This window comes from Ferrovibrio sp. GW821-FHT12E11, from assembly GCF_058806975.1.
In genome coordinates, this window is record NZ_JBXAQG010000001.1 from 2,613,900 (window position 1) to 2,639,724 (window position 25,825).

At 63.6% G+C, this 25,825-nt stretch carries 25 protein-coding genes and 1 riboswitch; of the genes, 15 read left to right on the forward strand and 10 right to left on the reverse strand.

All coding sequences use genetic code 11. The features are described 5' to 3' along the window. Positions 1-25: 25 nt before the first annotated feature. On the reverse strand, positions 26-1,750 hold the full coding sequence (locus AC1ROT_RS13100) for an MFS transporter (RefSeq protein WP_492973344.1): 1,725 nt from the start codon (positions 1,748-1,750) through the stop codon (positions 26-28). A 189-nt stretch (positions 1,751-1,939) separates the two neighbouring features. Further along, positions 1,940-3,610 carry a long-chain fatty acid--CoA ligase gene (locus tag AC1ROT_RS13105; protein WP_492999479.1) on the reverse strand — a complete coding sequence of 557 codons (1,671 nt, stop codon included), beginning with the start codon at positions 3,608-3,610 and terminating at the stop codon, positions 1,940-1,942. A gap of 143 nt (positions 3,611-3,753) precedes the next feature. On the opposite strand from AC1ROT_RS13105, the gene AC1ROT_RS13110 reads away from it, so the two are divergent. Together AC1ROT_RS13110 and AC1ROT_RS13115 are read left to right on the forward strand one after the other, a co-directional pair. Then, positions 3,754-5,031 carry an aromatic ring-hydroxylating dioxygenase subunit alpha gene (locus tag AC1ROT_RS13110; protein WP_492973342.1) on the forward strand — a complete coding sequence of 426 codons (1,278 nt, stop codon included), beginning with the start codon at positions 3,754-3,756 and terminating at the stop codon, positions 5,029-5,031. A 2-nt stretch (positions 5,032-5,033) separates the two neighbouring features. Then, positions 5,034-5,528, forward strand: coding sequence for an aromatic-ring-hydroxylating dioxygenase subunit beta (locus AC1ROT_RS13115; RefSeq protein ID WP_492999480.1), 495 nt, complete (start codon positions 5,034-5,036; stop codon positions 5,526-5,528). On the opposite strand, the gene AC1ROT_RS13120 is transcribed toward AC1ROT_RS13115, so the two are convergent. Next, positions 5,525-6,313 carry an IclR family transcriptional regulator domain-containing protein gene (locus AC1ROT_RS13120; protein ID WP_492999481.1) on the reverse strand — a complete coding sequence of 263 codons (789 nt, stop codon included), beginning with the start codon at positions 6,311-6,313 and terminating at the stop codon, positions 5,525-5,527. The genes AC1ROT_RS13115 and AC1ROT_RS13120 overlap by 4 nt on opposite strands. 114 nt (positions 6,314-6,427) lie before the next feature. Here AC1ROT_RS13120 and AC1ROT_RS13125 point away from each other — a divergent pair, with 114 nt between their 5' ends. The 5 genes from AC1ROT_RS13125 (at position 6,428) to AC1ROT_RS13145 (ending at position 11,934) form a co-directional block, all read left to right on the forward strand. Beyond that, the gene (locus tag AC1ROT_RS13125; RefSeq protein WP_492999483.1) at positions 6,428-7,759 is read left to right on the forward strand and encodes an aromatic ring-hydroxylating dioxygenase subunit alpha; all 1,332 of its coding nucleotides are present in this window, start codon (positions 6,428-6,430) and stop codon (positions 7,757-7,759) included. A gap of 59 nt (positions 7,760-7,818) precedes the next feature. After that, positions 7,819-9,258: a glutamine synthetase family protein gene (locus tag AC1ROT_RS13130; protein WP_492999485.1), complete on the forward strand. Its 1,440-nt coding sequence runs from the start codon at positions 7,819-7,821 to the stop codon at positions 9,256-9,258. After that, the gene (locus AC1ROT_RS13135) at positions 9,258-9,884 is read left to right on the forward strand and encodes a TIGR02466 family protein (RefSeq protein WP_492973337.1); all 627 of its coding nucleotides are present in this window, start codon (positions 9,258-9,260) and stop codon (positions 9,882-9,884) included. The genes AC1ROT_RS13130 and AC1ROT_RS13135 overlap by 1 nt, the downstream gene beginning before the upstream one ends. A gap of 60 nt (positions 9,885-9,944) precedes the next feature. Next, positions 9,945-11,057 (forward strand): NADH:flavin oxidoreductase/NADH oxidase, encoded by a 1,113-nt coding sequence (locus AC1ROT_RS13140; protein ID WP_492999486.1) that lies wholly within the window; start codon positions 9,945-9,947, stop codon positions 11,055-11,057. Positions 11,058-11,160: 103 nt separating this feature from the next. Further along, positions 11,161-11,321, forward strand: a riboswitch (FMN riboswitch). A gap of 100 nt (positions 11,322-11,421) precedes the next feature. Next, entirely contained in the window at positions 11,422-11,934 is a 513-nt protein-coding gene (locus AC1ROT_RS13145; protein ID WP_492999488.1) for a 6,7-dimethyl-8-ribityllumazine synthase, read from the forward strand. Positions 11,935-11,989: 55 nt separating this feature from the next. Here the strand turns inward: AC1ROT_RS13145 and AC1ROT_RS13150 are convergent, their stop codons facing one another. Together AC1ROT_RS13150 and AC1ROT_RS13155 are read right to left on the reverse strand one after the other, a co-directional pair. After that, on the reverse strand, positions 11,990-13,144 hold the full coding sequence (locus AC1ROT_RS13150; RefSeq protein ID WP_492999490.1) for an aminotransferase: 1,155 nt from the start codon (positions 13,142-13,144) through the stop codon (positions 11,990-11,992). Positions 13,145-13,246: 102 nt separating this feature from the next. Next, positions 13,247-14,161, reverse strand: a complete 915-nt coding sequence (locus tag AC1ROT_RS13155) for a LysR family transcriptional regulator (protein ID WP_492999492.1) — start codon at positions 14,159-14,161, stop codon at positions 13,247-13,249. Positions 14,162-14,269: 108 nt separating this feature from the next. Between AC1ROT_RS13155 and AC1ROT_RS13160 the strand changes: the two genes are divergently transcribed. Continuing rightward, a complete protein-coding gene (locus AC1ROT_RS13160; RefSeq protein ID WP_492999494.1) occupies positions 14,270-15,013 on the forward strand; it encodes an SDR family oxidoreductase in 744 nt (247 codons plus the stop codon). Here the strand turns inward: AC1ROT_RS13160 and AC1ROT_RS13165 are convergent. Both AC1ROT_RS13165 and AC1ROT_RS13170 read right to left on the reverse strand, forming a co-directional pair. Then, entirely contained in the window at positions 15,010-15,813 is an 804-nt protein-coding gene (locus tag AC1ROT_RS13165; RefSeq protein WP_492999496.1) for a hypothetical protein, read from the reverse strand. The two genes, AC1ROT_RS13160 and AC1ROT_RS13165, sit on opposite strands and share 4 nt — an antisense overlap. Before the next feature lie 3 nt (positions 15,814-15,816). Continuing rightward, complete coding sequence (locus AC1ROT_RS13170; RefSeq protein WP_492999497.1) at positions 15,817-17,250, reverse strand: DHA2 family efflux MFS transporter permease subunit; 1,434 nt, start codon at positions 17,248-17,250, stop codon at positions 15,817-15,819. 269 nt (positions 17,251-17,519) lie between these two features. Here AC1ROT_RS13170 and AC1ROT_RS13175 point away from each other — a divergent pair, with 269 nt between their 5' ends. From AC1ROT_RS13175 to AC1ROT_RS13185, 3 genes are read left to right on the forward strand one after another with little or no spacing between them, the layout of a single operon-like run. Beyond that, positions 17,520-18,941: a cytochrome ubiquinol oxidase subunit I gene (locus AC1ROT_RS13175; protein ID WP_492999499.1), complete on the forward strand. Its 1,422-nt coding sequence runs from the start codon at positions 17,520-17,522 to the stop codon at positions 18,939-18,941. Next, entirely contained in the window at positions 18,938-19,945 is a 1,008-nt protein-coding gene (cydB, locus tag AC1ROT_RS13180; protein ID WP_492999501.1) for a cytochrome d ubiquinol oxidase subunit II, read from the forward strand. The genes AC1ROT_RS13175 and cydB overlap by 4 nt, the downstream gene beginning before the upstream one ends. Continuing rightward, positions 19,929-20,054, forward strand: a complete 126-nt coding sequence (locus tag AC1ROT_RS13185; protein WP_492999503.1) for a DUF2474 family protein — start codon at positions 19,929-19,931, stop codon at positions 20,052-20,054. Before cydB ends, AC1ROT_RS13185 begins: the two co-directional genes overlap by 17 nt. Here AC1ROT_RS13185 and AC1ROT_RS13190 read toward each other — a convergent pair. Both AC1ROT_RS13190 and AC1ROT_RS13195 read right to left on the reverse strand, forming a co-directional pair. Continuing rightward, positions 20,032-20,742, reverse strand: a complete 711-nt coding sequence (locus AC1ROT_RS13190) for an RluA family pseudouridine synthase (RefSeq protein WP_492999505.1) — start codon at positions 20,740-20,742, stop codon at positions 20,032-20,034. The genes AC1ROT_RS13185 and AC1ROT_RS13190 overlap by 23 nt on opposite strands. Positions 20,743-20,788: 46 nt before the next feature. Next, entirely contained in the window at positions 20,789-21,568 is a 780-nt protein-coding gene (locus tag AC1ROT_RS13195) for a COG3650 family protein (RefSeq protein WP_492999507.1), read from the reverse strand. 79 nt (positions 21,569-21,647) lie between these two features. Here AC1ROT_RS13195 and AC1ROT_RS13200 point away from each other — a divergent pair, with 79 nt between their 5' ends. After that, entirely contained in the window at positions 21,648-22,148 is a 501-nt protein-coding gene (locus AC1ROT_RS13200) for a GNAT family N-acetyltransferase (RefSeq protein WP_492999508.1), read from the forward strand. Positions 22,149-22,269: 121 nt separating this feature from the next. Then, positions 22,270-22,965 carry a GntR family transcriptional regulator gene (locus tag AC1ROT_RS13205; RefSeq protein ID WP_492999509.1) on the forward strand — a complete coding sequence of 232 codons (696 nt, stop codon included), beginning with the start codon at positions 22,270-22,272 and terminating at the stop codon, positions 22,963-22,965. Between the two features lie 4 nt (positions 22,966-22,969). Here AC1ROT_RS13205 and AC1ROT_RS13210 read toward each other — a convergent pair whose 3' ends face one another. Then, entirely contained in the window at positions 22,970-23,398 is a 429-nt protein-coding gene (locus AC1ROT_RS13210; protein WP_492999511.1) for a nuclear transport factor 2-like protein, read from the reverse strand. 263 nt (positions 23,399-23,661) lie between these two features. Here AC1ROT_RS13210 and AC1ROT_RS13215 point away from each other — a divergent pair, with 263 nt between their 5' ends. Together AC1ROT_RS13215 and AC1ROT_RS13220 are read left to right on the forward strand one after the other, a co-directional pair. Further along, complete coding sequence (locus tag AC1ROT_RS13215; protein WP_492999512.1) at positions 23,662-24,876, forward strand: ABC transporter substrate-binding protein; 1,215 nt, start codon at positions 23,662-23,664, stop codon at positions 24,874-24,876. A 72-nt stretch (positions 24,877-24,948) separates the two neighbouring features. Beyond that, positions 24,949-25,821, forward strand: coding sequence for a branched-chain amino acid ABC transporter permease (locus tag AC1ROT_RS13220; RefSeq protein ID WP_492999513.1), 873 nt, complete (start codon positions 24,949-24,951; stop codon positions 25,819-25,821). The last annotated feature ends 4 nt before the right edge of the window (positions 25,822-25,825 follow it).

A 25,825-nucleotide genomic window follows, 5' to 3' on the forward strand; every position in this document is an offset into this window, starting at 1 on the left:
GCGCCTTTCCTGTAACGGCCAGCCGTCAGGCTGACTTGTAGTCTTCGGCGAAGATGTCTTTGTTCCGGTTTTCCGGAACGAAGAGCGAGCCGATGATCAGGGTGCCGACCGCGATCACGATCGGGTACCACAGACCGAAGTAGATATCGCCCGTCTCCGCGCTCATCGCGAAGGCCGATGCCGGCAGCAGACCGCCGAACCAGCCGTTACCGATATGGTAGGGCAGCGACATGCCGGTGTAGCGGATGCGGGTCGGGAACAGTTCGACCAGCGCCGCGGCAATCGGGCCGTACACCGCCGTGACCAGGATGACCAGGAAGGTCAACACGACGACCAGCTTGAACGGCTGGGCCCGGAAGATGTCGAAGAACCCGCTGACCTTGACGATCTCGGGGTTGGCCGCACCCGGAACCGGGTAACCGCCAGCGCCGAGCGCGTCGTTGACCGACTTGACGAAGGCCGCCGGGGTGGTGCGCACCGCGTCGCCCGTCAGCTTGGAGGCGTCATAGGACGGGATCTCCTTACCGGCGATGCGGACGATGGTGTCAGTTGCACCCGGCTTGTCTTCGGTCTTGTAGTTCACCGAGCTACGCGCGAGCTGAGCTTTCGCGATATCGCAGGGGCTGGTGAACTTCGAAGTGCCCGTCGGGTTGAACTGGAACGAGCAGGTCTTCGTATCGGTGATGACCACCACTTCGGTGCTCTGATGCGCCTTGTGGAGGGCCGGGTTCGCGGTCTCGGTGATGTACTTGAAGACCGGGAAGTAGGTAATAGCCGCAACCAAGCAGCCACCGAGGATGATCACCTTACGGCCGATGCGATCAGACAGCGAGCCGAAGAAGATGAAGCCGGCGGTGCCGATGATGAGCGACCAGGCGATCAGCACGTTCGAGGTGAGCAGATCGACGCGCAGGACGTTCTGGATGAAGAACAGCGCGTAGAACTGGCCCGTGTACCAGACCACGGCCTGGCCGGCGGTGAGGCCGAGCAGGGCGAGGACGGCAAACTTGGCGTTCTTCCACTGTCCGAAGGCTTCGGACAGCGGCGCCTTCGACTGCTTGCCTTCGTCCTTCATCTTCTTGAAGGCCGGGCTCTCTTCCATCTGCATCCGGATATAGACCGAGATGATCAGCAGGATGATCGAGAGCAGGAACGGCACGCGCCAGCCCCATTCGGCGAATTCCTTTTCGCCGAGATAGTTGCGGGTGGCCAGAATGACCAGCAGCGACATCAGCAGGCCGAGCGTGGCCGTGGTCTGAATCCAGCTGGTGAAGTAGCCGCGACGATCCTGCGGGGCATGTTCCGCCACGTAGACCACCGCACCGCCATATTCACCACCGAGCGCCAGGCCCTGCAGCATGCGCAGCGCGATCAGAATGATCGGAGCGGCCCAGCCGATGGTGTTGTAGCCGGGCAGCAGGCCCACCAGGAAGGTGGAGGTGCCCATGATCAGGATGGTCATAAGGAAGGTATACTTGCGGCCGACCAGATCGCCGAGACGGCCGAAGACCAGCGCGCCGAACGGACGCACCAGGAAGCCGGCGGCGAAGGCGAGCAGCGCGAAGACGTTGCGCGTTGCTTCCGGGAATGCCGAGAAGAACTGTGCGCCGATCACGGCGGCCAGCGAACCGTAAAGATAGAAATCGTACCATTCGAAGATGGTACCGGCGGAGGAGGCGAGAATGACTCGCTTCTCATCCTTGGTCATCGGCCGGCGACGATCGCCTGCCGCTGCGATATTGGCGCTCATGAAGCGTTCCTTCCCTCATCTGAAAACGGTCGCGTTTTGTGATGCGATCCGATGGGGAATCATAAATTATCGAGGCGGTAGAAGGGCGTAGACCAAGGTCCAAAGTGCCCCCCTCCTTTAGTCGAAGGTGCAGCGCAGCAATACTGGCGGCTGTTTAGGGTGGAGTGGCGGTTCGATCGGATAAATGGGTCAGTCGGCGGCGTCGGGCTTGGCGGTCGCGCGTTCCTGGTCCTGCAGCACCCGCCACATGATCTTGCCGGTGGCCGATTTCGGCAGGCTGTCGGCGAAGGTCACCACGCGCGGTACCTTGTAGGCAGCCATGCGGTCGCGGCACCAGGCCTGGACGCTGTCCGGGGTCATGGTCCCGGCGTTTTCCTTCGGCACGATCACGGCTTTGACCGTTTCGCCACGGCGTGGATCGCCGGTCGCAATGATGCAGACCTCGCGGATATCCGGATGAGCATACATCATGGCTTCGATCTCGGTGGGCCAGACCTTGTAGCCTGAGGCGTTGATCATGCGTTTCAGCCGGTCGACCAGGAAGAAGAAGCCCTCGTCGTCGTAATAGCCGAGGTCACCGGTACGGAAGAACCGCTTGCCATCGCGCTCGAAGAAGACCTGTGCGGTTTCTTCCGGACGATTCCAGTAGCCGAGGAAAACCTGCGGGCCGGCGATGACGATCTCACCGGTCTCGTTCGGGCCCAGTTCGGCCAGCGTGTCCGGATCGATGATGCGCGAATCGACATCGAAGACGGGTATGCCGAGGCATTGCGGCTTCGGGTTGCCCACCGGATTGATATGCGTGGCGGCAATGGTCTCGGAAAGGCCGTAGCCTTCGATGTAATCGAGTCCGGTCAGATCTTTGAGCTTGGCGGCAATGGCCATGGGCATCGGGGCGCCGCCGCCGCCGATCCCGGCCAGCGACGAGAGGTCCCAGGCCGCCGCCTCGGGATCGGACAGGAAGTCGATGCACATGGTGGTGATGTTGCGCCAGTGCGTCACGCGATGGCACCGGATCAGTTCGGCGGCCACCTTGCGGTCCCAGCGTGTCATCATCACCAGTGTGGCGCCATTGAAGATCGGCGCATTCATCGAATTCTGCATGCCGGTGACATGGAACAGCGGCAGGGTGACCAGTTGCACGGATTCGGGCGAGGCGGGATTCCAGGCGATCGAGCCGAACAGCGTGGCCGTCACGCCGCGGATGCTGTGCAGGCAGCCTTTCGGTGCGCCTGCGGTGCCAGAGGAATAGGGCAGCACGCACCAGTCTTCGGGGGCGGCGACATGTGGGCCGGCTTTCAGGTCCTGTGCCAGTGCGTCATGCCACAGGATGCCCTGGTGTATTGCCATGCGGGGCGCTGCCACCACATCGGGCAGCACCAGATCGGTGGGCGCGGTCACGTAATCGGAATAGGCGGCAACAACCGCATGCTGCAGACCGGTGCCAAGCAGCGCCTGCGCAAACGGCGCGATGTCCTGGCCGCAGAGCACGGTGGTGGCGCCGGTATCGTGGACGATATGGCGCAGCTCTTCCGTCTTGCTCATCGGATTGACCGGCACCACCACGGCGGTCAGGCGCTGGATGGCGTAATAGGCGATCACATATTGCGGGCTGTTCTGCATGTAGAGCAGCACGCGATCGGCGCGTTGGATGCCGCAGCGCTGCGCCAGGTAGCCGGCGAGGCGGTCGACCTGATCTTTCAGCTGCGCATAGGTCAGGGCCGAGCCGTAATAGAGGATGGCCGTCTTATCCGGATAGCGCCGGGCTGACAGCTCCAGATTCTCGTACAGGCTGGTCGCCGGCAGGGTCAGGTGCTTGGGCACGCCCTTGGGCCAGACGGCATAGTGCCGGTCGAACATCGGTTTCCTCCGTTATGCCAGCCATGCTCCGGCCTTTCGGTCCGGGATTCAATTGTGCCCCAAGGGAAGTTTGTTGACCTTCGGCCGGGCTGGGTGGATAGTATTTGCAAATGCAAATAAATCCGTGTCGGGAGGATTCGGAGATGAATTTTGCTTCGCCCCAACTGTCGACCGACGGTCTGCCGCAATGGACCGACGCGGGCTCCAGCCGGATTCCGTTCTGGGCCTACACCGACCAGGCAGTCTATCGCCGCGAGATCGAGCGGTTTTTCCACGGTGGTGGCCATTGGTGCTATGTCGCGCTGGAAGCGGAGCTGCCCAAGCCGGGCGATTATAAGCTCTCCTGGGTGGGCGAACGCTCGGTGATCGTGGTGCGGGATCGTGACGGCAGCCTGAACGTCGTGGAAAACCGCTGTGCCCATCGCGGCGTGCGGTTCTGCCAGAAGCCGCGCGGCAATGCGCGCAGCTTCGTCTGCCCCTATCACCAGTGGACCTACAAGCTGAATGGCGATCTTGCCGGCCTGCCCTTCCGCCAGGGCGTGAAGAAGGACGATGGTGAAGTCCAGGGCGGCATGCCGGCCGATTTCGACCTCAAGCAGCATGGCTTATCCAAGCTGAAGGTCGAGACCTATAATGGCTTGGTCTTCGCCAGCTTCGATCAGGATGCGCCGAGCTTCGAGGATTATATCGGGCCTGACGTGTTGCCCTGGCTCAACCGCATCTTCGATGGCCGAAAGCTCACCCTGCTGGGCACCAGCCGCCAGCGTATTCCGGGCAACTGGAAGCTGATGATGGAGAATATCAAGGATCCTTATCATCCGGGTCTCCTGCACACCTGGTTCGTCACGTTTGGCTTGTGGCGGGCCGATCAGCAGTCGCGCATGGTCATGGACGCCGAAGGCCGCCACGCGGTGATGATTTCCCAGCGCAATGCCGGCGGCGAGGCGAAGGCCGTTACCGAGGGCGTCACCAGCTTCAAGAAAGACATGGCGCTGAATGACATGCGCCTTCTGGATGTCGTGCCGGAGTCCTGGTGGAAGGGTCCGACGGTCACCATGATCACGCTGTTCCCCAGCGTGATCATCCAGCAGCAGGTCAATTCGCTGTCCACCCGTCATATCGTGCCATCAGGGCCCGATGCCTTCGATTTCGTCTGGACCCATTTCGGTTTCGAGGACGACACCGAAGAGATGACGCGGCGGCGTCTGCGCCAGGCCAATCTGTTCGGCCCCGCCGGATTCGTGTCAGCTGACGATGGTGAAGTGATCGAATTTTCGCAGGATGGCTTCCGCCAGAAAGGCGCCGATGGCAGCACCATCTGCGAGCTGGACGGCCGCGGCGTGGCGCCGACCGGTCATATGGTGACGGAAACACTGATTCGCGGCATGTACGGTTACTGGCGCAAGGTGATGGAGCTTTAGCAATGCGTCCCAATCCCATCGCTCTGTCGATCCTGGAAGCCCAGTACCGGGTCGACCAGTTCAATACCGCCTATGGCGATATTCTGGACCGTGGCGACTACGACGCTTGGGTCGGCCTGTTCACCGAGGACTGCTATTACCGTATCGTGCCGCGTGAGAATTACGATGCCGGTCTGCCGCTCAGTATCATGGCGCTGGAAAGCCAGGCGATGCTGCGTGATCGCGCCTATGGCATCACCAACACCCTGTTCCATGCGCCTTACTATCAGCGCCATGTGATCGGCGTGGCGCAGGTGCTGAGTGACGATGGCCAGACGATCCGCGCCACAGCGAATTATTCCGTGTTTCGCACCAAGCCCGGTTCGGTATCCGAGGTTTACAATGTGGGCCGGTATATCGACCAGATGACGCGCGTTGGCGGCGAACTGAAGCTGAAGGAGCGCGTTTGCGTCTTCGACAGCGAGCTGATCCTCAATTCGCTGATCTATCCTATTTAAACCACGCGATCCTTCAGACCCTCGGCAACCGACAGCAGTGCCGGCAGGAAACTGTCGCGCATCTGCTTCGGGCTGGCGCTTTCAATGCGGATGCCGATGTTGAGCGCCGCCACCACGCGGCCATCGAAACGCCGCACCGGCACGGCCAGCGAACGGAAGCCCAGTTCGGCTTCCTGGTCCGACAGCGCATGGCCGTCCTTGGCCGTTTTCTGGATCAGCAGCGCCAGTTCTTTAGGATCTGTAACGGTCTTCGATGTCAGTGCCTGCACGCCCAGGCTTTTCATCTCGACATCAGCGCGCGCGCTCAGCAGCACGCGGCCCAAAGCCGAGCAGAAAGCCGGCACGCGGAAGCCGGGGCCGGGCGCGGAGGAGAGAAAGCGCGGCGGCGAGGCATGGGCGACCATTACGGCATGGGCGCCATCCAGCACGGCGGCTGAGCAGGCTTCGTCAAGCTGCAGACAAAGCGTATCGCAGGCGGTCTGCAAGGCTTCCGTATTCCCGGCAGACCCAAGATAGGCGCCGGCCAGCCGCAGCACCTGCGGGGTCAGGCGGAACAGTCGGCCGTCGGTTTCCAGATAGCCGAGTTCTCCCAGCGTGTAGAGCGCGCGGCGCACGGTGGCGCGCGGCAGATCGACGCGTTTGGCCACGTCACTCAGCGACATCTGTGGGTTTTTACCATCGAAGGCTGTCAGCACGCTCATGCCACGGGCCAGGGCCTCCAGGAAATCCGGGCTGCGACCGCTTTGCTGGCGTTTTTCGGCATCGATGGCACGCAGGCGGGTCATGGTTTTCTCGTTGCCGTTAGCGGCGGACAGGTTTAAAATCGCACATATGTTCGCTAGTCGGACATTCTCGGGCCTGTGGGAGGGCCCGTCAAGGCAATTCGAGGGATGCCCGCCATGACCACGCACGAGCAGAATATGCGCATGACCCGCGTCGGCGCCGACCAGCCGGCCGGCAAGCTGCTGCGCCGCTACTGGCAGCCGGTGGCGTTGGTGGAGGAGCTGGAAGACATCCGCCCGGTGAAGCCGGTGAAGCTGCTGGGCCAGGACTTTGTGCTCTTCCGCGATGAACAAGGCCGCTACGGCCTGCTGGATCGCGACTGTCCTCACAGGGGTGCCGATCTTGCCTTCGGCCGCCCGGAAGACGGCGGCCTGCGCTGTCCTTTCCACGGCTGGCTGTTCGATGTCACCGGTCAGTGCCTGCAGACCCCGGCCGAGCCGGCCGGCAGCAAGCTCTGCCAGCGCATCAAACAGAAAAGCTATCCCGTAGTGCTGCGCAGCGGCATCCTGTTTGCGTATCTGGGTGAGGGCGAGCCGCCGGCCTTCTCCGACCTCGACTGCTTCGTCGCGCCCGACAGCCATGTCTTCGCCTTCAAGGGGCATATTGCCTGCAACTGGCTGCAGGCGCTGGAAGTCGGCATCGATCCCGCCCATGCCTCCTTCCTGCACCGCTTCTTCGAGGATGAGGAGGCGGACGGCAATTATGGCCGCCAGTTCCGCGCCAATTCGGCGGATTCCGACATGCCGATGACCAAGGTGCTGCGCGAATTCGAATGCCCGCAAATCGAGGTGGAGCGTACCGATTACGGCATGCGGCTGACGGCCTTGCGCCAGATCAGCGACAGCAGCACCCATGTGCGCGTCACCAACCTGCTGTTCCCACAGGCCTTCAATATTCCGCTCTCGGCCGAGATGACCATCACCCAGTGGCATATCCCGATCGATGACGTGAATTGCTACTGGTATGCGATCTTCACCAGCTTCACCACGCCGGTCGATAAGCAGCAGATGCGGGCCCAGCGGCTGGAGCTCTACACTCTGCCCGACTACATCCCGCGCAAGAACAAGGCCAACAACTATGGCTTCGATGCGCTGGAACAGAAGACCCAGACCTATACCGGCATGGGCAACGACATCAATGTGCATGACCAGTGGGCCATCGAGGGCCAGGGGCCGATCCAGGACCGCACGCGCGAGCATCTGGGCAGCACCGACAAGGCGATCATCAACTATCGCTCAATGCTGATGAAAGCGATCGATCAGGCGGAATCGGGCAACGAGCCGCCGCTGATGGTGCTGGATGCGACGGCGGCCAAGGCCATTCGCGGCCCTGTCACCATCGACGGCATTGCCCCGACGGGCACGTGGCAGGCATACTGGCGCGAGGCCGATGCGCGCAAACGCGCCGGCGCCCCGTGGCAAGTGCCTGCGCCCATGGCTGCTGAGTAATGGGGCTGCTGAGTAACGGGGCTGCGGAATAAGATCGGCCGTCTTTCGGGGGATTTTTCGTGGAGCGTTTTGTCGATCAGTACGGCCTGTGGACGCCGGAGCAGCAGAAGGCAGCCAAGGCCGTGGAGAAAGAGGTCGCCGAGCGCGGCCTGGGTGTGATCCGGCTCTCCTTCGCCGACCAGCATGGCATCCTGCGCGGCAAGACCGTGGTGGCCGAGGAGCTTGGCAGTGCCATGCGCAGTGGCGTCGGTTTCACCACGACGCTGCTGGCGAAGGACACCTCGCATCGCACGGTGTTTCCGGTCTTCACCAAGGGCGGCGGTTTCGGTCTCCCGGAGATGCAGGGTGCGGCCGATGTATTGATGGTGGCCGATCCGACCACGTTTAAGGTTCTGCCCTGGGCGCCGCATACCGGCTGGATGCTCTGCGATCTCTATTTCGCCGATGGCCGCCCGGTGCCGTTCTCTACGCGGCAGCTCTATCGCAACGCGCTGCGTAAAATGAACGAGGCTGGCTATGATTATGTCGCCGGCCTGGAAGTTGAATTCCATGTCTTCAAGCTGGAGAATCCAAACTTGCGGCCGGAAGATGCCGGCCAGCCTGGTACGCCGCCGAGCGTCAGCCTGCTTACGCAGGGCTACCAGTATCTGACTGAGCAGCGTTACGACCAGTATGACGACTTCTACGAAATCCTGCGCAAGGATGTACAGGCGCTCGGCCTGCCGCTGCGCTCGCTGGAGGTCGAGTTCGGCCCCAGCCAATGCGAATTCACCTTCCAGCCCGGCACCAACATGGCGTCGGCCGACACCATGGTGCTGTTCCGCTCGGCGGCCAAGCAGATCGCGCGCCGCCATGGCTATCACATCACCTTCATGTGCCGGCCGAAGCTGCCGAATATCTTCTCATCCGGCTGGCATCTGCATCAGTCGCTGACCGATCGCAAGATCGGCAAGAACGCTTTCATCCCGCTGCGGGATGGCGAACCGCTGTCGCCGCTGGGCCAGCATTACCTCGCCGGCCTGCTGGCCCAGGCGCCGGCCTCGGCCGCCTTTGCCGCGCCCACCATCAATGCCTATCGCCGCTATCGGCCGTATTCGCTGGCGCCCGACCGCGCCATCTGGGGCAAGGACAATCGCGGCGTGATGTGTCGCGTGCTGGGCGCCAAAGGCGACCCGGCCAGCCGTATCGAGAACCGGCTGGGTGAACCGGCTGCCAATCCGTATCTTTATCTCGGCTCGCAGCTGCTCGCCGGCCTGGATGGCATCCAGCGCGGCCTGACGCCGCCGCCTTCGGCCGACGCGCCCTATGAAACCGCTGCGCCGATGCTGCCGCGGTCGCTGGAGGCGGCGCTGGCGGCGCTGAAGGATAATGCCTGCTATCACGCCGGTTTCGGCGACACCTTCGTCGACTATTTCATCCATATCAAGGAAGCCGAGATCGCCCGCTACCAGCTCGAAGTGAGCGAGTGGGAGCATCGCGAATATTTCGAGCTGTTCTGATGACCATGCTCAGCCTGTTTCCCACCCGCATCGAAGTGACGGCCCTGAAGAAAAAGGGCATCGAGGGTTTCAATCGCGACCTGATCGATGTCTGCGATTCCCTGCGTCTGGCCGACAAGACCGGCCAGCGCTGGAGCGCCAAGCATTATCCCGGCGGTTATACCTCCTATGGCAGTCACGATCAGTTGCATCGCATCTCGTCGACCTTTGCCGCACTGGAAAAGGCTCTCAATCCGCAGGTGAAGGCCTATGCGGTGGCGCTGGGCTACGATCTGCGCGGCCGCAAGCTGCAGATGACCGATTGCTGGGTCAACATGATGGCCGGTGCGGTGACACATGGCCTGCATCTGCATCCGCTCAGTTTCATCAGCGGTACATACTATGTGCAGGTGCCGCGCGGCGCCGCCGCAATCAAATTTGAGGATCCCCGGCTGGATCGCTTCATGGCTGCGCCGCCGCGCCGCGCCGAGCTGCCCCCGCGCGAGCAGCTCCATGTCAGCGTGAAGGCGAAAGCCGGACAGGTGGTGCTGTTCGAAAGCTGGCTGCGCCATGAAGTGCCGGCCAGTTTCACGGTGCAGGAACGTATTTCGGTCAGTTTCAACTATGCATGGTCTGCTAGGACTTGATTTGGTCGGCCGTCGCGCCATCCTGATCGGGCATCGCAACCAGCTCGAAGACCACATCCCATGTCAGCCCTGTTCGAACCGCTGCAGCTCCGCTCTGTGACGCTGCCCAACCGCATCGTGCTGTCGCCGATGTGCCAGTACAGCGCCATCGACGGTGTACCGAATACCTGGCACCGCACGCATCTGGGCCGTTATGGTACGGCCGGTCTCGGCCTTATCATCACCGAGGCGACCCATGTGAGCGCGCAGGGCCGCATCACGCCGGGTTGCCTGGGGCTTTACAATGCCGTGCAGGAAGCCCGCCTTGCCGAGATCGCGGCAGATGTGAAGCAGTTCGGGCCGACGCCCTTCGGAATCCAGCTGGCCCATGCCGGTCGCAAGGCCTCGGCCGATCTGCCTTGGCGCGGCGGTCAGGCACTGCAGGGCCCGCTGGCCTGGCAGACGGAAGCACCGAGTGCGTTGCCGCAGGCCGAGGGCTGGCATGTGCCGCAGGCGCTGGATGAGGAAGGCCTGGTGCGGGTGAAACGCGACTTCGTCGAAGCCGCGCAGCGGGCCGATCGCGCCGGCGTCGATCTGATCGAGCTGCATGGCGCCCATGGCTATCTGCTGCATCAGTTCGTCTCGCCGATTTCCAACACGCGCACTGACTCTTACGGCGGCAGCCTGGAAAACCGTATGCGCTTCCCGCTGGAAGTCTTCGAGGCGGTGCGCGCGGTCTGGCCTGCGCACAAGCCGCTCGGCATGCGGATCACCGGCAGCGATTGGGTGGCGGGCGCCGGTCTGGAAATCGCCGATGCCATCGCCTATGCGGCGCGGCTGAAGGCGCAGGGCGCCGATTTTGTTGATGTCAGTTCCGGCGGCGTATCGTCGCAGCAGAAGATCGCTACCGGTCCGGGTTATCAGGTGCATTTCGCCGAGGCCGTGAAGCAGGCCACCGGTATCGTCACCATGACGGTCGGCCTGATCACCGAGCCCGAGCAGGCCGAGGCTATCGTTAAGGATGGCCGGGCCGATCTGGTGGCGATGGGCCGCGGGCTGCTCAACGATCCCTACTGGGCCTGGCGCGCAGCCGACCGGCTCGGCGGCAGCGTCCATGTCGCCCCGCAATACCTGCGCGGCCGGGTGCGCGGGGCCGACACGCCGCGCGAGGTCGTGCTCAAGGCCGGTCGCTGACGTAACGGCGGTCACGACAATCTTGTACGGCAGCAATCCCGGGCTGGACGGCCGGGCGACTTCGTCTTATCCATGATCCTGACGCACCGGATGGTCCGGTGCGTCACGTTCTCAGGGCGGGGTGAAAGTCCCCACCGGCGGTATGCATCCCTGGCGGGATGCGAGCCCGCGAGCGCCTCATGGCTTTCATTCGGCCGCGAGGGTCCAGCAGATTCGGTGCAAGGCCGAAGCCGACGGTTACAGTCCGGATGGAAGAGAGCGGTCCACGGAAACGCGCCTTTGCGCGTGCGACTCCTGTCGTGCGCGTCGGCGAGTATCCGTTGCCGTGCGCCCTGATTCAGGCAAGGCATGAAAGGACGCCCCCATGAATCAGAGCCTAGAACAGACCACCACACCCGATATCCGTCTCGACAGCATCGGCCGCGAGGCCCGGCGCATCGCCTTCATCCAGGCCAGCTGGCATCGCGATATCGTCGACAATGCCTGGGAGGCCTTCCTCCCCGAGATGGCGAAAGCCGGCCTGCGCCAGGGCAGCATCGATCGTTTCGAGCTACCAGGTGTGTTCGAGATCCCGCTGCAGGCCAAGCTGCTGGCCAAGACCGGTCGCTATCACGCCATCGTTGCCGCCGGCTTCGTGGTCAATGGCGGCATCTACCGCCATGACTTCGTGTCATCGGCGGTGATCGACGGCCTGATGCAGGTGCAGCTCGAAACCGAAGTGCCGGTCTTGAGTTGCGTGCTGACGCCGCATCATTTCCATGAACATGACGAGCACCGGCAGTTCTTCCAGGAGCATTTCAAAGTGAAGGGCCGCGAGGTGGCGCAGGCCTGCGCCGCAACGCTACGGAATATGGCGGCGCTGCAGAAGGCGGCTTAACAACCACGATGTCATGGCCGGGACAAGCAAGCCCGGCCATGACACATTTAGTATGTCAGCCGCGCTTGACGAAGTCGGCCAGCCGTTCCACGGCGCCGTCCAGCTTGTCGTAGGTCTTGGCGAAGCAGAAGCGCACCACGCTGCGCACATGGTCGCCGGCATAGAAGGCGCTGACCGGGATCGCCGCCACTTTGGCCTCTTCCACCATGCGCAGGCAGAAGGCGGCATCGTCGATGTCGTTCGATACCGTCGAAAGGTCGACATTGAGGAAATAGGTCGCCTTGCTGGGCAGCACGGTCATGCCGATGCCGGTGAGGCCAGCGGCAAAGCGGTCGCGGGCGGCGGCGAGGTCGCGGCGCATGCCGAGGAAATAGTCATCCTGCTTGCCCAGGCCATAGGCAACAGCAGCCTGCAGGTTCGGCGGCGTGGTGAAGGTGATGTACTGATGCGCCTTAGCCAGCACCTTCATGATGGCGGGGGCAGCGCAGACGAAGCCCACCTTCCAGCCGGTCAGCGAAAAAATCTTGCCGGCCGAACCGATCTTGACGCAGCGCTCGCGCAGGCCGGGCAGGCCGATCAGTGGCTGATGCTGCAGGCCATCGAACAGCACATGCTCCCAGACCTCGTCGCAGATGGCGATGGCATCGTATTTCACCAGATAGCGGCCAAGCAGCTCCAGATCCTCGCGCGGGAAGACCGTAGCGGTCGGATTGAGCGGGTTGTTGAACAGCACCGCCTTGGTCTTCGGAGAAAACGCCGCCTGCAATGAGGCTTCGTCCAGGCGCCACAGCGGCGGTCGCAGGGTGACGAATTTCGGCACGCCGCCGGCGCGCTGCACCAGCGGCAGATAGGCGTCATAGAGTGGTTGAAACAGCACGACCTCGTCGCCCGGCTCGATCAGCGCCATCAGGGCGCCGGCCAGGGCCTCGGTGGCGCCCGACGTGATCATCACTTCCGACTGCCAGTCGAGGTCGAGCTGGTGGAAGCGCTTGTAATGCGCGGCGACGGCTTGGCGCAGCTCGGGCAGGCCCATCATCGGCGGATACTGGTTCCAGCCGGTCATCACCGCATCGGCGGCTTTCTGCCGCACATCCTCGGGGCCTGGGTCGTCGGGAAAGCCCTGGCCGAGGTTGATTGCGCTGTGCTGCATGGCCAGCCGCGACATGGTCTCGAAGATGGTGGTAGGCGCGTCTGCGAAGATCGGGTTCATGACGGAAAGTCCGGTAAAGTCACGTGAAATCGCCATCATAAGGCGTGGCTGGCTTAGCATGACGGCCCGCGGCGCAACAGGGCTGCCGGGTTAAAACGGGTGTTAAAGCCGGCCCTGTGCCTCGGCCTTGCGGAAGAGTTCGGCCAGGAAATCGACAAACACGCGCAGGCGCGGCGACAGTTGGCGATGCGCCGGATAGACCACAGCCACCTGCATCGGCGGCAGCCGCCACGGCGCGAGGATTTCGCGCAGGCTGCCGGCGGCCAGTTCGTCCAGGATGTGATAGCGCGGCACCTGGATGATGCCGAGGCCGGCGCGGCAGGCGGCGATATAGGCATCGGCGTCATTCACGGCCAGCATGTTGGGCAGCATGAATTCGCGGTTTTCGCCGTCGATGGTGAAATCCAGCGACTCATGACGACCGCTCACCATCGACATATAGCTGACGGCGTGATGGCCGTTGTGAAGGTCTTCAGGCCGCTGCGGCTCGCCATGGCGTTCAAGATAGGTGGCACTGGCGATAGTCACCTGCTCCAGCGTAACGATGCGGCGCGCAACCAGACTGGAATCAGGCAGCGGGCCGCTGCGCACGGCGCAGTCCACGCCCTCGCGGACCAGATCCACCGGGCGGTCACCGAAACCGAGTTCAAGCCGGATATCGGGATAGCGGGCGAAGAAGTCGGGCAGTGCCGGCAGGATGAAGGCCCGCGCCAGCGTGCCCTGTAGGGCGGCGCGCAGCACGCCGCGCGGATTGGCCGCCGTCTGGCTGAACACCGCCTCGGTCTCGTCCACATCGGCCAGCAGGCGCAGGCAGCGCTGATAATAGGCTTCGCCGTCTAGCGTGGTGCGCACGCTGCGGGTGGTGCGCTCCAGCAGCCGCACATTCAGCCGGGCTTCCAGTTGCTTGATCGCATGGGTGACCGTGGCGCGCGGTAGCTGTTGATCCTCGGCGGCAGCCGTGAAACTGCCCAGCTCGACGATCCGGGTGTAAAGGCGCATGGCATCCAGGCGATCCATGGCTATTGTTTATATATTTTGAATAATAATGGCAATAAATACATATTTATTCCAAATATTCCAAAGGCATATGAAGGGCGTCTTCCCCATCGTTTCAGGAGCTCATTCATGACCGCTACCCCCCTCAAGGTCGCCCTCGTCACCGGTGCCTCGCGCGGTATCGGCGCCGCCATCGCCGAAACCCTGGCTGCCCAGGGCCATGCCGTGGTGATCAATTACGCCAGCCGCGCGGCCGACGCCGAGGCGCTGGTGGCGAAGATCGCCGATGCGGGCGGTCGTGCCATCGCTGTAAAAGCCGATGTGTCCGACCCGACGGCTATCTGCGGGTTGTTCGATGCGGCCGAGCAGGCCTTCAGCGGCGTCGATATTGTGGTCGCCAATGCCGGTGTAATGGACGGCGCGTTGCCGAAGATTGCCGATACCACCGATGAAGAGTTCGACCGCCTGCTCAACGTCAACGTGAAGGGCGTATTCTATGTGCTGCGCGAGGCGGCAAAACGCCTGCGCGATGGCGGCCGTATCATTACTCTGTCCTCCAGTGTGATCGGCCTGCGGCTGCCGGGCTACGGCCCCTATGCGGCGACCAAGGCCGCTGTCGAAACGTTGAGCACATTCCTCGCGCAGGAACTGCGCGGCCGCCATATCACCGTCAATACGGTGGCGCCGGGTCCGGTGGCGACCGAACTGTTCTTCACCGGTAAGAGCGAGGAACGCGTGGCGCAACTGGCCCGCATGGCGCCGCTGGAACGGCTGGGTCAGCCGGACGACATCGCCAATACGGTTGCCTTCCTTGCCGGCCCCGGTGGCTGGGTCAACGGCCAGGTGCTGCGCGCCAATGGCGGTGTGGTCTAGGCCGATTTATTCAGGTGGCGCTGGCGCAGCAGCGCCCGCCCCACCGCAACCACCAGCGAACCGATGAGGCCGGCGATGAAGGCCGGCATCAGACCGATCTGCGGTCCGAGCAGCGTCAGGCTGCAGAAAAACGGGATATGACTGGCCATACCGATCTGGGTGGCGCGCAGTCCTGCGCGGATGCCGGCGCGATCCAGGCGGCGCGGCAGGAACCAGCACACCGCCAGCAAGGCTACCGGGAAAGAGGCGAAGATACCGGCCACTTTCGGGCCCAGCAGATGCGCCACGCCGCTCAGCACGGCGACCAGGCAGCCGGCGGCTGCTCCACGCAGCACGATCTCGTAAAACGGCGAACGGCCGCGCGCCGCAGGCGCTGTCATCGGCACACGCCGCCCGGCGAGCCAGGCGATGATGCCGCAGACAATCAGCACGGCCAGCGACAGCGGCAAGGCCGCGGGGAGTGCGCGGATCAGCAGTCCGGTGGCGCACCAGAGGCCCAGGCTACCCAGCAGCGCCAGCGGCATCGTTACGTGAGGCAGCAGCGCGATCACCGCCACCAGGAACAGCAGCACGGCGCCGATGGTGGCGAGGCTGCCAAGCGCGGCCTGCGGCACGAAGCCGGCGGGCTCATGCAGGATCAGGAAGAAATAGGCCGGCGCGGTGACAATGGGCAGCGCCAGGACAATGCCGCCGATGAAGGGTGAGCTACGCTCCATCAGCGCAACCACGCCGCCGACGAATCCGGCCGTGGCCAGGCCGCGTGCGGCAATGGCCAGAAGGGTGAAATCCAGGCTGTCCATGATCTAAGGCTTGTCGCCCGGCATCGGCGGCGTGCCCTGGCTGAGGCGCTGGGTCGGCGCTACCAGGCGATGGCCGCTGACCTCCGAGCCAGCATCGGCTGGCAGGCGCAGGAAGGCAAAGGCCGCCAGCATCGCCGTGAGACCGACGGTGAGGAAAGCCGGGGTGAAGCTGGTGGCGGTGATCTGGTCCATGCCGCCGCTCCAGGCCACCGTGGCATGCAGCACCATGGCGCCGACAGCGACACCAGCCGAAAGCGAGAGCTGCTGCATCATCGATGTGAAGCTGGTGGCGCGGCTCATCCGCTCATTGTCAATGTCGGCAATGGTCAGCGTGTTGCTGGCGGTGAACTGCAGCGAGCGGAAAAAGCCGCCGAGCAGCAACAGGCCAAGGATCAGCATATGCGGCGTATCCGGGCGGAAGAAACCGCAGATCAGTATGAAGCCGCCGCTCAGGATGGCATTGCCGATCAGCACACGGCGGAAACCGATGAGGCGCAGGATCGGGCCGGCCGCCATCTTCATGGTCAACGCGCCGGCAGCCGAAGCAAAGGTGATCATGCCGGATTCGAATGCCGAAAGACCGAAGCCGAGCTGCAACATCAGCGGCAGCAGGAAGGGCAGGGCGCCGACGCCGATGCGGAAGAGAAAGGCCCCGATCATGCCGAGCCGGAAGGTTGGCACCTTGAGCAGCTTGAGGTCGATCACCGGATGCGGATGGCGGCGAGCATGACGGATATAAAAGCCGATGCCCAGCGCACCAATGACCAGAAGGCCGATGACGACGCCGTTGGGCAACAGGTCGCGGCCGATGGTCTCGAAGCCGAAGACCAGACCGCAGAGACCGATAGCCGACAGCAGGAAGCCGCGCCAGTCGAGCGGCGGCACGCTCTTCTCGCGCACATTGGGAATGTAGAGCGTCACCAAAACCATGCCGAGGATGCCGATGGGCAGATTGATCCAGAATATCCAGCGCCAGGACAGGTATGTGGTGAGGAAGCCGCCGAGCGGTGGGCCGATCACCGGGCCGATCAGCGCCGGCACGGTCAGCCAGGCAATCGCGCGCACCAGTTCAGATTTCGGAATCGAACGCAGCATCACCAGGCGGCCGACCGGCACCATCATGGCGCCGCCCAGGCCCTGCAGCACGCGGGCGCCGACCAGGGTCCAGAAGCTGTCGGCCAGACCGCAGAGCAGCGAACCGATGGTGAAGACGGCGATGGCGAGGCGGAAGACGGTGCGGGCGCCGAAGCGGTCGGCCACCCAGCCGCTGACCGGAATGAAGACCGCGAGGCTGAACAGATAGGAAGTGATCGCCAGGTTGAGTTTGAGCGGACTCTCGCCAAGCGATGCCGCGATGCTGGGCAGCGCGGTGGCGAGCACGCTGGAATCCAGGTTCTCCATAAACAGCGCGCAGGCGACGATCAGCGGAATCAGCATAAGGATGGATACAGGAGCGAGGGACGGGACGCAGGAAGGGGCTGAAGCACACCACTATAGCGGCTGCCAGTATCCCGAACGTTGCAAAGGCTGCAAGGGTCGCATGCTTCATAGGTAGAACGCTATGCGGCGCAATGTCCAAACCCTGCGGCGCGTTGCCCCAATGCGGCAATTCGCGCCTGCAACATGCGATTGACCCGGGACGGAGTTGCGGTTTTGCTTTGGACAAGCGGGAAACGGTCCTAGCATGCCCCGCGGAGGAACTGCCGATGCAAGCCCTGCTCGATCCCGTCTTCCTGGCGCGACTGCAATTCGCCTTCACCGTTTCCTTCCATATCATCTTTCCCGCCTTCACCATCGGTCTGGCGAGTTATCTCGCTGTGCTGGAGGCGCTGTGGCTGGTGACGAAGAAGGAGGTCTATCTGCAGGTCTTTCGCTTCTGGCTGAAGATCTTCGCTGTCAGCTTCGGCATGGGCGTCGTCTCTGGCCTGGTGATGAGCTACCAGTTCGGCACAAACTGGTCGGTCTTCTCCGACAGGGCCGGGCCCGTGATAGGCCCCCTGATGGGCTACGAGGTGATGTCGGCCTTCTTCCTCGAAGCCGGTTTCCTCGGCGTCATGCTGTTCGGCATGAATCATGTCGGCAGGGGCCTGCATATGTTTGCCACCGCCATGGTGGCCTTCGGCACATTCCTGTCGGCCTTCTGGATATTGGCGGTGAACAGCTGGATGCAGACGCCGGCCGGCTATGCCATCGCGCCGAACGGCCAGTTCGTGCCGGAAGACTGGTTCGCGGTGATCTTCAATCCGTCCTTCCCCTATCGCCTGGTGCATATGGTGCTGGCTGCCTATCTCACCACCGCCTTTGTGGTCGGCGCGGTCGGCGCCTGGCATCTGCTGAAAAACAAGGCCAATGCCAATAGCAATCCGGCGGCGCGGGTCATGTTCTCGATGGCGATGTGGATGGCTGTCGTGGTCGCGCCGATCCAGATTTTCGTTGGTGACCTGCATGGCTTGAACACGTTGAAGCATCAGCCGGCCAAGGTCGCGGCCATGGAAGGCCATTACGAGACCCACAAGGGCGCGCCGCTGTATCTCTTTGGCCTGCCCGATAACGAGGCCGGTGAAACCAAATACGCCATCGGCATCCCCAAGCTCGGCAGCTTGATCCTGACCCATGACTGGGATGGTGAGCTGAAAGGCCTGAAGGCTTTCCCGCGCGAGGAATGGCCGCCGGCGCCGGTGGTGTTCTGGAGTTTCCGCATCATGGTCGGTCTGGGTCTGCTGATGATGCTGATTGGCTTTGCCAGTCTTGTGCTGCGTTTTGGCGGTCGCATCTACGCGACGCCGCTGCTGCATCGTGCTGCCGTCGTCATGGGGCCGAGCGGCTTCATCGCGGTGCTGGCCGGCTGGGTGACCACGGAAGTCGGGCGGCAGCCCTATACGATCTACGGCCTGCTGCGGACAGTGGACAGCGTCTCGCCCATCGGCCTGCCGGGCGTCAGCGCGTCGCTGATCGCCTTCATCGTGGTGTATTTCATCGTCTTCGGCGCCGGCACCTTCTACATCCTGCGCATGATGGGCAAGACGCCGGGGTCGGACAGGCCCGACGAGCCGGCTGTGGAAGCGCCGTTGCGGACGGCCGGGATCATGCCCGGCCCCGCCATGATGACCAGGGGAGACGCCCCATGACCCTCGATCTTCCGCTGATCTGGGCCGGGCTGATCGCCTTTGCCGTGCTGGCCTATGTGATCCTCGACGGTTTCGACCTCGGCATCGGCATCCTGTTTCCGCTGTTCAAGGATGAAAAAGACCGCGATGTGATGATGAACTCCGTCGCGCCGGTCTGGGATGGCAACGAGACCTGGTTGGTGCTCGGCGGCGGCGGACTGCTCGCAGCATTCCCGCTGGCCTATGCGCTGATCCTGCCCGCCCTCTATGCGCCGCTCACCGCCATGCTGCTCGGCCTGATCTTCCGCGGCGTGGCGTTTGAATTCCGGTGGCGCACGGTGCGCTGGAAGCCGGTCTGGGACTGGAGTTTCGCGCTTGGTTCGTTCGTTGCGACGCTGATGCAGGGCATTGCCCTGGGCGGTCTGATCCAGGGCATCAAGGTCAGCGGTCGCGCCTATGCCGGCGGCTGGTGGGACTGGCTCACCCCCTTCAGCCTGCTCACCGGCGCTGCGCTGGTGATCGGCTACATGCTGCTCGGCGCCTGCTGGCTCATCATCAAGACCGATGGCAGCCTGCAGGACCGCTGCTATCTTTACGGTCGCCGCCTGAGCATTCTTCTGGTGGCGATGATTGGCCTGGTCAGCTTGTGGACGCCGTTCCTGGATGCCCAGTTCCTCGCCCGCTGGTTCACCTGGCCGAATGTCATTATCGCGGCACCGATGCCGGTCCTGGTCCTGATCACCGCCGGCATCCTGTGGCGCGGCCTGCACGACCATCGCCGCGAGAAGACGCCCTTCCTGGCGGCACTGGCGCTGTTCGTGCTGTCCTATATCGGCCTTGGCATCAGTTTCTGGCCGCTGATGGTGCCGCCATCAATCACCTTCTACGACGCGGCGGCGCCCGATGTTTCGCTCGGCTTCCTGCTGGTCGGTGCCGTCATCCTACTGCCGATCATTCTCGGCTACACGGCCTATGCCTACTGGGTCTTCCGCGGCAAAGTGGATCGCCATGCCCACTATCACTGAACGCAAACCGGTGTGGCAGCGTCTGCTGTGGTTCGTCGGCCTGTGGGCGGCCGGCGTGCTCAGCGTCGCCGCCGTGGGCTATGCGATCAAGCTGGCGTTGAAAACGTAAAGCCGCAGTCCTTCAAAGCGCCGCGCATATGCGGCGGCGGCGGTGCCGTGACGCTGATTGGATCGCGCGAGGGATAGAGCGGCAGGCTGATGCCGCGACTCTGCAGATGCAGCACGGTCTCGCGATCGGCGGCATGAGTGCCATATTGCGTGTCGCCGACCAGTGGACAGCCCAATGCTGCCATATGCACGCGGATCTGATGCGTGCGTCCGGTGCGCGGCCGGCATTCGATCCAGCTCAATCCGTCAGGGGATTTGCCGAGCACACGGTAATCGGTGATGGCGCTCTGGGCCTGTGGATCGTCGGCTGGTGCCACGGCCATATGCCAGCCGCCGTTCTTGGTGCTCAGTTTGCGCAGCGCCGCATCGACGCGGCCTTCCGGACTTTCCGGCACGCCGCGCGCGATTGCCCAGTAGATCTTTTCCACCCGGCCGTCTTGGAACAGCTTGCCTAGCTTGCGCAGGGCTTTCGGATGACGGCCCAGCACCAGGCAGCCCGAGGTGTCGCGATCCAGGCGATGCGCCAGTGCCGGCGGACGCGGCAGGCCGAAGCGCAGGTGGTCAAAATAGCGTTCCAGATTGTCGCCGCCGCCCGGCCCGGCATGCACCGGCAGGCCGGCGGGCTTATCCAGCACCAGCATCAGGGCATCGCGATACAGCAGGCGCTGTTCCAGGTCGGCGGCGTTCATTGGCGCAGGGGTGACTCAGATGCTGCCGCAGGTCAAGGCCGATGCATCAGGGGATGGCCGCAGTCTTCTCGGCGCAGCCGCGGAAGGAGCGGCCCTGGAAGGTCACCTCGGCGCTGTAGGGATAGCGTCGCGAGGCCATGCTGTCGCCGCAGTCGGTTTCGCGGATCACCACTTCTAGGCCGTCGCGGGCGCCGCCCTCGGCTGAATCCAGCACCCAGGTCATCCGTTTGTCGCCGGCCGATGCCGGTTTGGCGGCATAGCGCTGCGGCACGTCGCCCAGGCGGTCGAAGATCACATCCTCGCCGGCGATGCGCAGGCTCCAGTAGGGTTCGTTGCCGAAGGCGCGCCAGCTGCTATCGGCGGCGGCGATTTCCGGCGGGCAGTCGCGGTTGATATAGGTGAGCCAGCCGAGCAGGCGGCCGTTGCCGCTCAGCACCGGTTCGGGCTTGCCACAGCGCAGGAACGGCTCGGGCATCGTTGCCGGCGTGAAGGATGGACCCTGGGCCGCCTCGGTCGTGGCAGGGGTCAGCTTCGGGGCCGGACTGCCGCTGATGCCCGCGCTGCAATCCGCGCGGCTGCCATCGGCGCCCTGCAGGCGCACCAGCACCATGCCGTGGTTCTGTGGCACGGCCTCAATGGCAAAGGCGGGCTGCGCCGGATGCGCCGCCAGACAGGCGCTCACCCCGCGATAAAGATCAGGCAGGAAGCGGCCCCAGTCCTGCGCCTCGCGACTCTGGCGGGTGAGCACGATCTGGTCAGGTGTCGTCGTCGCGGAGCAGGCCGCCAGCAACAGGGCCGGCGCCAGGAACAGCAGTCCATGCTTCATGCAGGCATCCAGACAAACAAATAGGGCCGCCATGTGGCTGCCTTGCAGATTAAAACGCGGTTTTCTAGGTTTTGGTTCCATGATGCTGCCTGCCGATGTCACCCTGTATCCCTGCACGCCGGACGATCTGCCGGCCGTACGCCGCCTGCATGCCATGGCTTTCCGAATTCTGGCCTCCGGCCATCACGACGAGGCGCAGATCGCGGCCCATGAGGCCCTGATCGCTGCCCCGGCCTATGCCGAGGATGTCCTGCGGTCGCATCTGATCCTGGCGCGCGACGGGCAGGGGATGCTGGTGGCGACTGCCGGCTGGCTGGCGATGACCGACCGACCGCAGACCGCGCGTATCCGCAAGGTCTTCGTGCATCCGGACTGGGCCCGCAAAGGCCTGGCCACGGCCTTGGTCCGCGCTGCCGAGGCGGCAGCAGGGGCCGCCGGTTATCCGCATCTCTATGTGCGCGCCAATATCAATGCTGTGCCACTTTATGAAAAACTCGGCTACCGGGCCGAAGCGAGCGGCAGTATGCCGGCCGGGGACACCGCCCTGCCGGTGCTCTATATGAGCCGCCCGGCGGCCTGACCCACCGGCGGGTGTTTACAAAAATTTAGCGCCCGGCGGCTCCGGGCTTCCGCTATGTTTCCTCCAGCGCAGGATCGGACCCATAAAAAACGGGCCGGCCAGCCACGGGGGAAATACAAGCATGCAGACCATGACCGCCAATGGGCAGGCAGCCGGCGCGCGTCCATCGCAGACGCGCCGGGCCTATGATGAACTCAAGCGCCGCATCCTCGACAACGAGCTGCCGCCGGGTACCCAGGCCCTGGAACAGGAAATCGCCCTGCTGCTGGGCATGAGCCGCACGCCGGTGCGCGAGGCGCTGATCCGTCTGGCGCAGGATGGCATGGTCGAAGTACGGCCGCGCCATGGCATGCGCGTGCTACCGATGTCAGCGGCCGACCTGCGCGAGATCTACGATCTGCTCGCTGGCCTGGAAGCGACCGCCGTGGATATCCTGGCGCGGCGCGGCCTGACGGCGGCTGAAGGTGTGGAACTGGATCGTCTGCTCTCCGGCATGGCGGCGGCGCTGCAGGCCGATGACCTGGAAGCCTGGGCGGCCGGCGATGCCTGCTTCCACCGTGCGCTCGTCGAGATGGCCGGCAACCAGCGCCTGATCGGCATGGTGGATGCGATCCGCGACCAGTCGCATCGCGCCCGCATGGCCACGCTGCATTTGCGGCCCAAGCCTTCAGTCTCCAATGACGAGCATGCCGCCGTGGTGGCGGCGATCCGGCGGCGCGATGGCGATACCGCGCATCGGCTGCATCGCATCCATCGCCAGCGTGCCAGCCGCCTGCTGCTCGATCTGGTCGAACATCACGGGCTGGATCACCTCTGAGCGGTTACAGGTCGAGGTTGTTGCGGATCAGCAGGCGTTCGGCGGAATCGTTCCACACATCCATCTTCACGATCTTGCCCTGCCGCACCACGAAGCGGTCGACATAGCGGTTGCCCTCGAACGGCGTGCCGTCATGCCATTCGCCATACAGCGTGCCGATGCTGTAGACGATGGTTTCCTGTGCGCCCGGCGCCACGTCGAACCGCTCCATCGCCTTCTTCACCCACTTGTAGCGCTTGGCATTGAAAGTCGCGGTTTCGCGCGGATGGCTGTATTTGCGACCGCCGGTGAAGGTGATGACCAGTTCGGGCGCGATGTAGCGCTGCGCGGTTTCCGGATCGGGCACCATGCTGGCCTCGAGGAACAGGCGGACAATCTCAGCTTCGCCGGTCAGGCCGGCAAAGGCGGAGGCAGCGGCGGGCATTGCGGTCATGATCAACTCCTGACTGGCGAAAACGCGACGGATGGCCTTGTCTAGCAAGAGCGATGCCGGAGGCTAAAGCCCAGCAAATCACGCCTGCGCGAGGATTGTCGCCAAAAATTGAATACAATTTGCGCGCCGATTGTTGCGGATTGCATACAATTTAGCCAGCGGAGTGCTGGCTAATTAAATTACCAATTGAAATCAATAGTTTAAATTCTGGCATGTGCCTTGCGAACATCAAGGCGGATCAAACTCAGCCCGGGAGGCTCCGCATGTCCGCTCCGCACTACTCCAAACCATTTACGTCCATGACGCTCACCCGGCGTCTGGCGCTCGGCACCGTCGCAGCCCTTGGCCTTGCGGTCATGGCTGCGCCGCTCCCGGCTGTCGCCCAGGACAGCATCAAGATCGGACTGGTCGCAGCCCTTTCGGGCCAGTCGGCCAAGTCGGGCGAGGCGATCACCCGCGGCCTCACCATCGCCATCGACGAGGTGAACGCCAAGGGCGGCGTGCTCGGCAAGAAACTGGAACTGGTGCGGCGCGACGACGAGAGCAACCCGGGCAAGGGCCTGCTGGCGGCGCGCGAACTGGTGCAGCGTGAGAAGGTGGCCGTGCTGTTCGGCGGTCTCGACACGCCGGTCTCGATGGCCATCGTGCCCTTCATCAATGCCGAAAAGGTGCCCTTCATGGGCGTCTGGGCGGCCGGCACCCCGATCACCCGCAACGGCGCGCCCGAAAACTACGCCTTCCGCGTCTCTGCCGTCGACGAGATCGTCGACCAGGCGCTGGTCGATTACGCGGTCGCCAAATACAAGTCCAAAACCCCGGGCATGATCCTGATCAACAATTCCTGGGGCGAGTCGAACGAGGCCGGCCTGAAGAAGGCCCTGGCCGGCATGAACATGAAATATGCCGGGATCGAGAAGTTCAACGATCCCGATGTCGATGTGGTGCCGCAGCTGACCCGACTGAAGGCGGCCGGCGCCGATGTGCTGTTCATGGTCGGCAACGTGGCGCCGTCCTCCATCGTGGTGAAGTCGCTCGATCGTATGGGCTGGGATGTGCCGATCGTCTCGCATTGGGGCCCGGCCGGCGGCCGCTTCAACGAGCTGGCCGGTGCCAGCGCGCCCAAGGTGCATTTCATTCAGACCTTCAGCTTCTCGGGCAAACTGTCGCCCAAGGGCGAGCAGGTCTTCGCCGCCCTGAAGAAGAAGTTCCCGGAAATCCAGAGCACCGCCGATGTGACGCCGGCGGTCGGCATTGCCAATGCCTATGATGCCCTGCATCTGAGTGCCCTGGCGATCACCAAGGCCGGCAGCACCGAAGGCCCGAAGGTCCGTCACGGCTTCTACGCCATCGATAAGTATGACGGCCTGATCAAGAACTACTTCAAGCCCTTCTCGACCGACAACCAGGATGCGCTCGGCCCGAAGGACTACATCTTCACCCGCTTCGTCGGCCCGGAAATCCTGCCGCTGACCAACTGAGTCCGTTTCCGCCGGGCCGGTTGCAAAACCGGCCCGGTTTTCGATTCTCATGCCAGAGCGGGATCAACCGCCATGCTTGTAACGTCCGCCATTATTTCCGGCCTCGGTCTGGGCTCCATGTACGGCCTGATCGCGCTCGGCTATCACGTCACCTATACCGTTTCCAACACCGTGAATTTCAGTCAGGGCAGCGTCGTCATGCTGGGCGCCGTGCTCGGCTATGTCTTCGGCGTGCGCTATGGCTGGCCGATGCCGGTGGCGATCGGCCTGAGCCTGCTGCTCTGCGCCATCTTCGGCCTGGTGGTCGAGCGCTTTCTGGTGCGCCCCTTTGCCGAACGCGGTTCGAATGCCTGGCTGATGGCCACGGTGGCCGGCGGCATCATCCTCGATAACATCGTGCTGTTCACCTACGGCAAGGAGCCGCGCAGCTTCCCCTCCGCCCTGGCCACAAAGCCGGTGGAGATTTTCGGTGCCGGCGTCTATCCGCTGCAGCTGGTGATTCCCGTGGTCGGCCTTGCCATGGCCGTGGCGCTGCAGCAGCTGATGCAGCGCACCCGGCACGGCAAGGCGCTGCTGGCGGTGGTGCAGAATGCCGATGCCGCGCGCCTGATGGGCATCAACGTGCGTGGCGCCATTGCCGGCTCCTTTGCCGTTTCGGCGCTGTTCGCTGCCCTTGCCGGTCTGCTGATCGCGCCGCTTTATGCCGTGCATTCCGATATGGGCACGCTGTTCGGCATCAAGGCTTTTGCCGTTGCCATTCTCGGCGGCATGACCTCGGCCTGGGGCGTCATGCTGGCCGGTCTGGTTTTCGGCCTGATGGAAGCCACCATCACCGTCTCGCTCGGCTCGGTCTATACGCAGATCCTGAGCTTTGCCATTGTCATCGTCGCGCTGGCGCTGTTGCCCAACGGCCTGCTCGGCCGCGCCGGCGTCAAGAAGGTGTGACGCC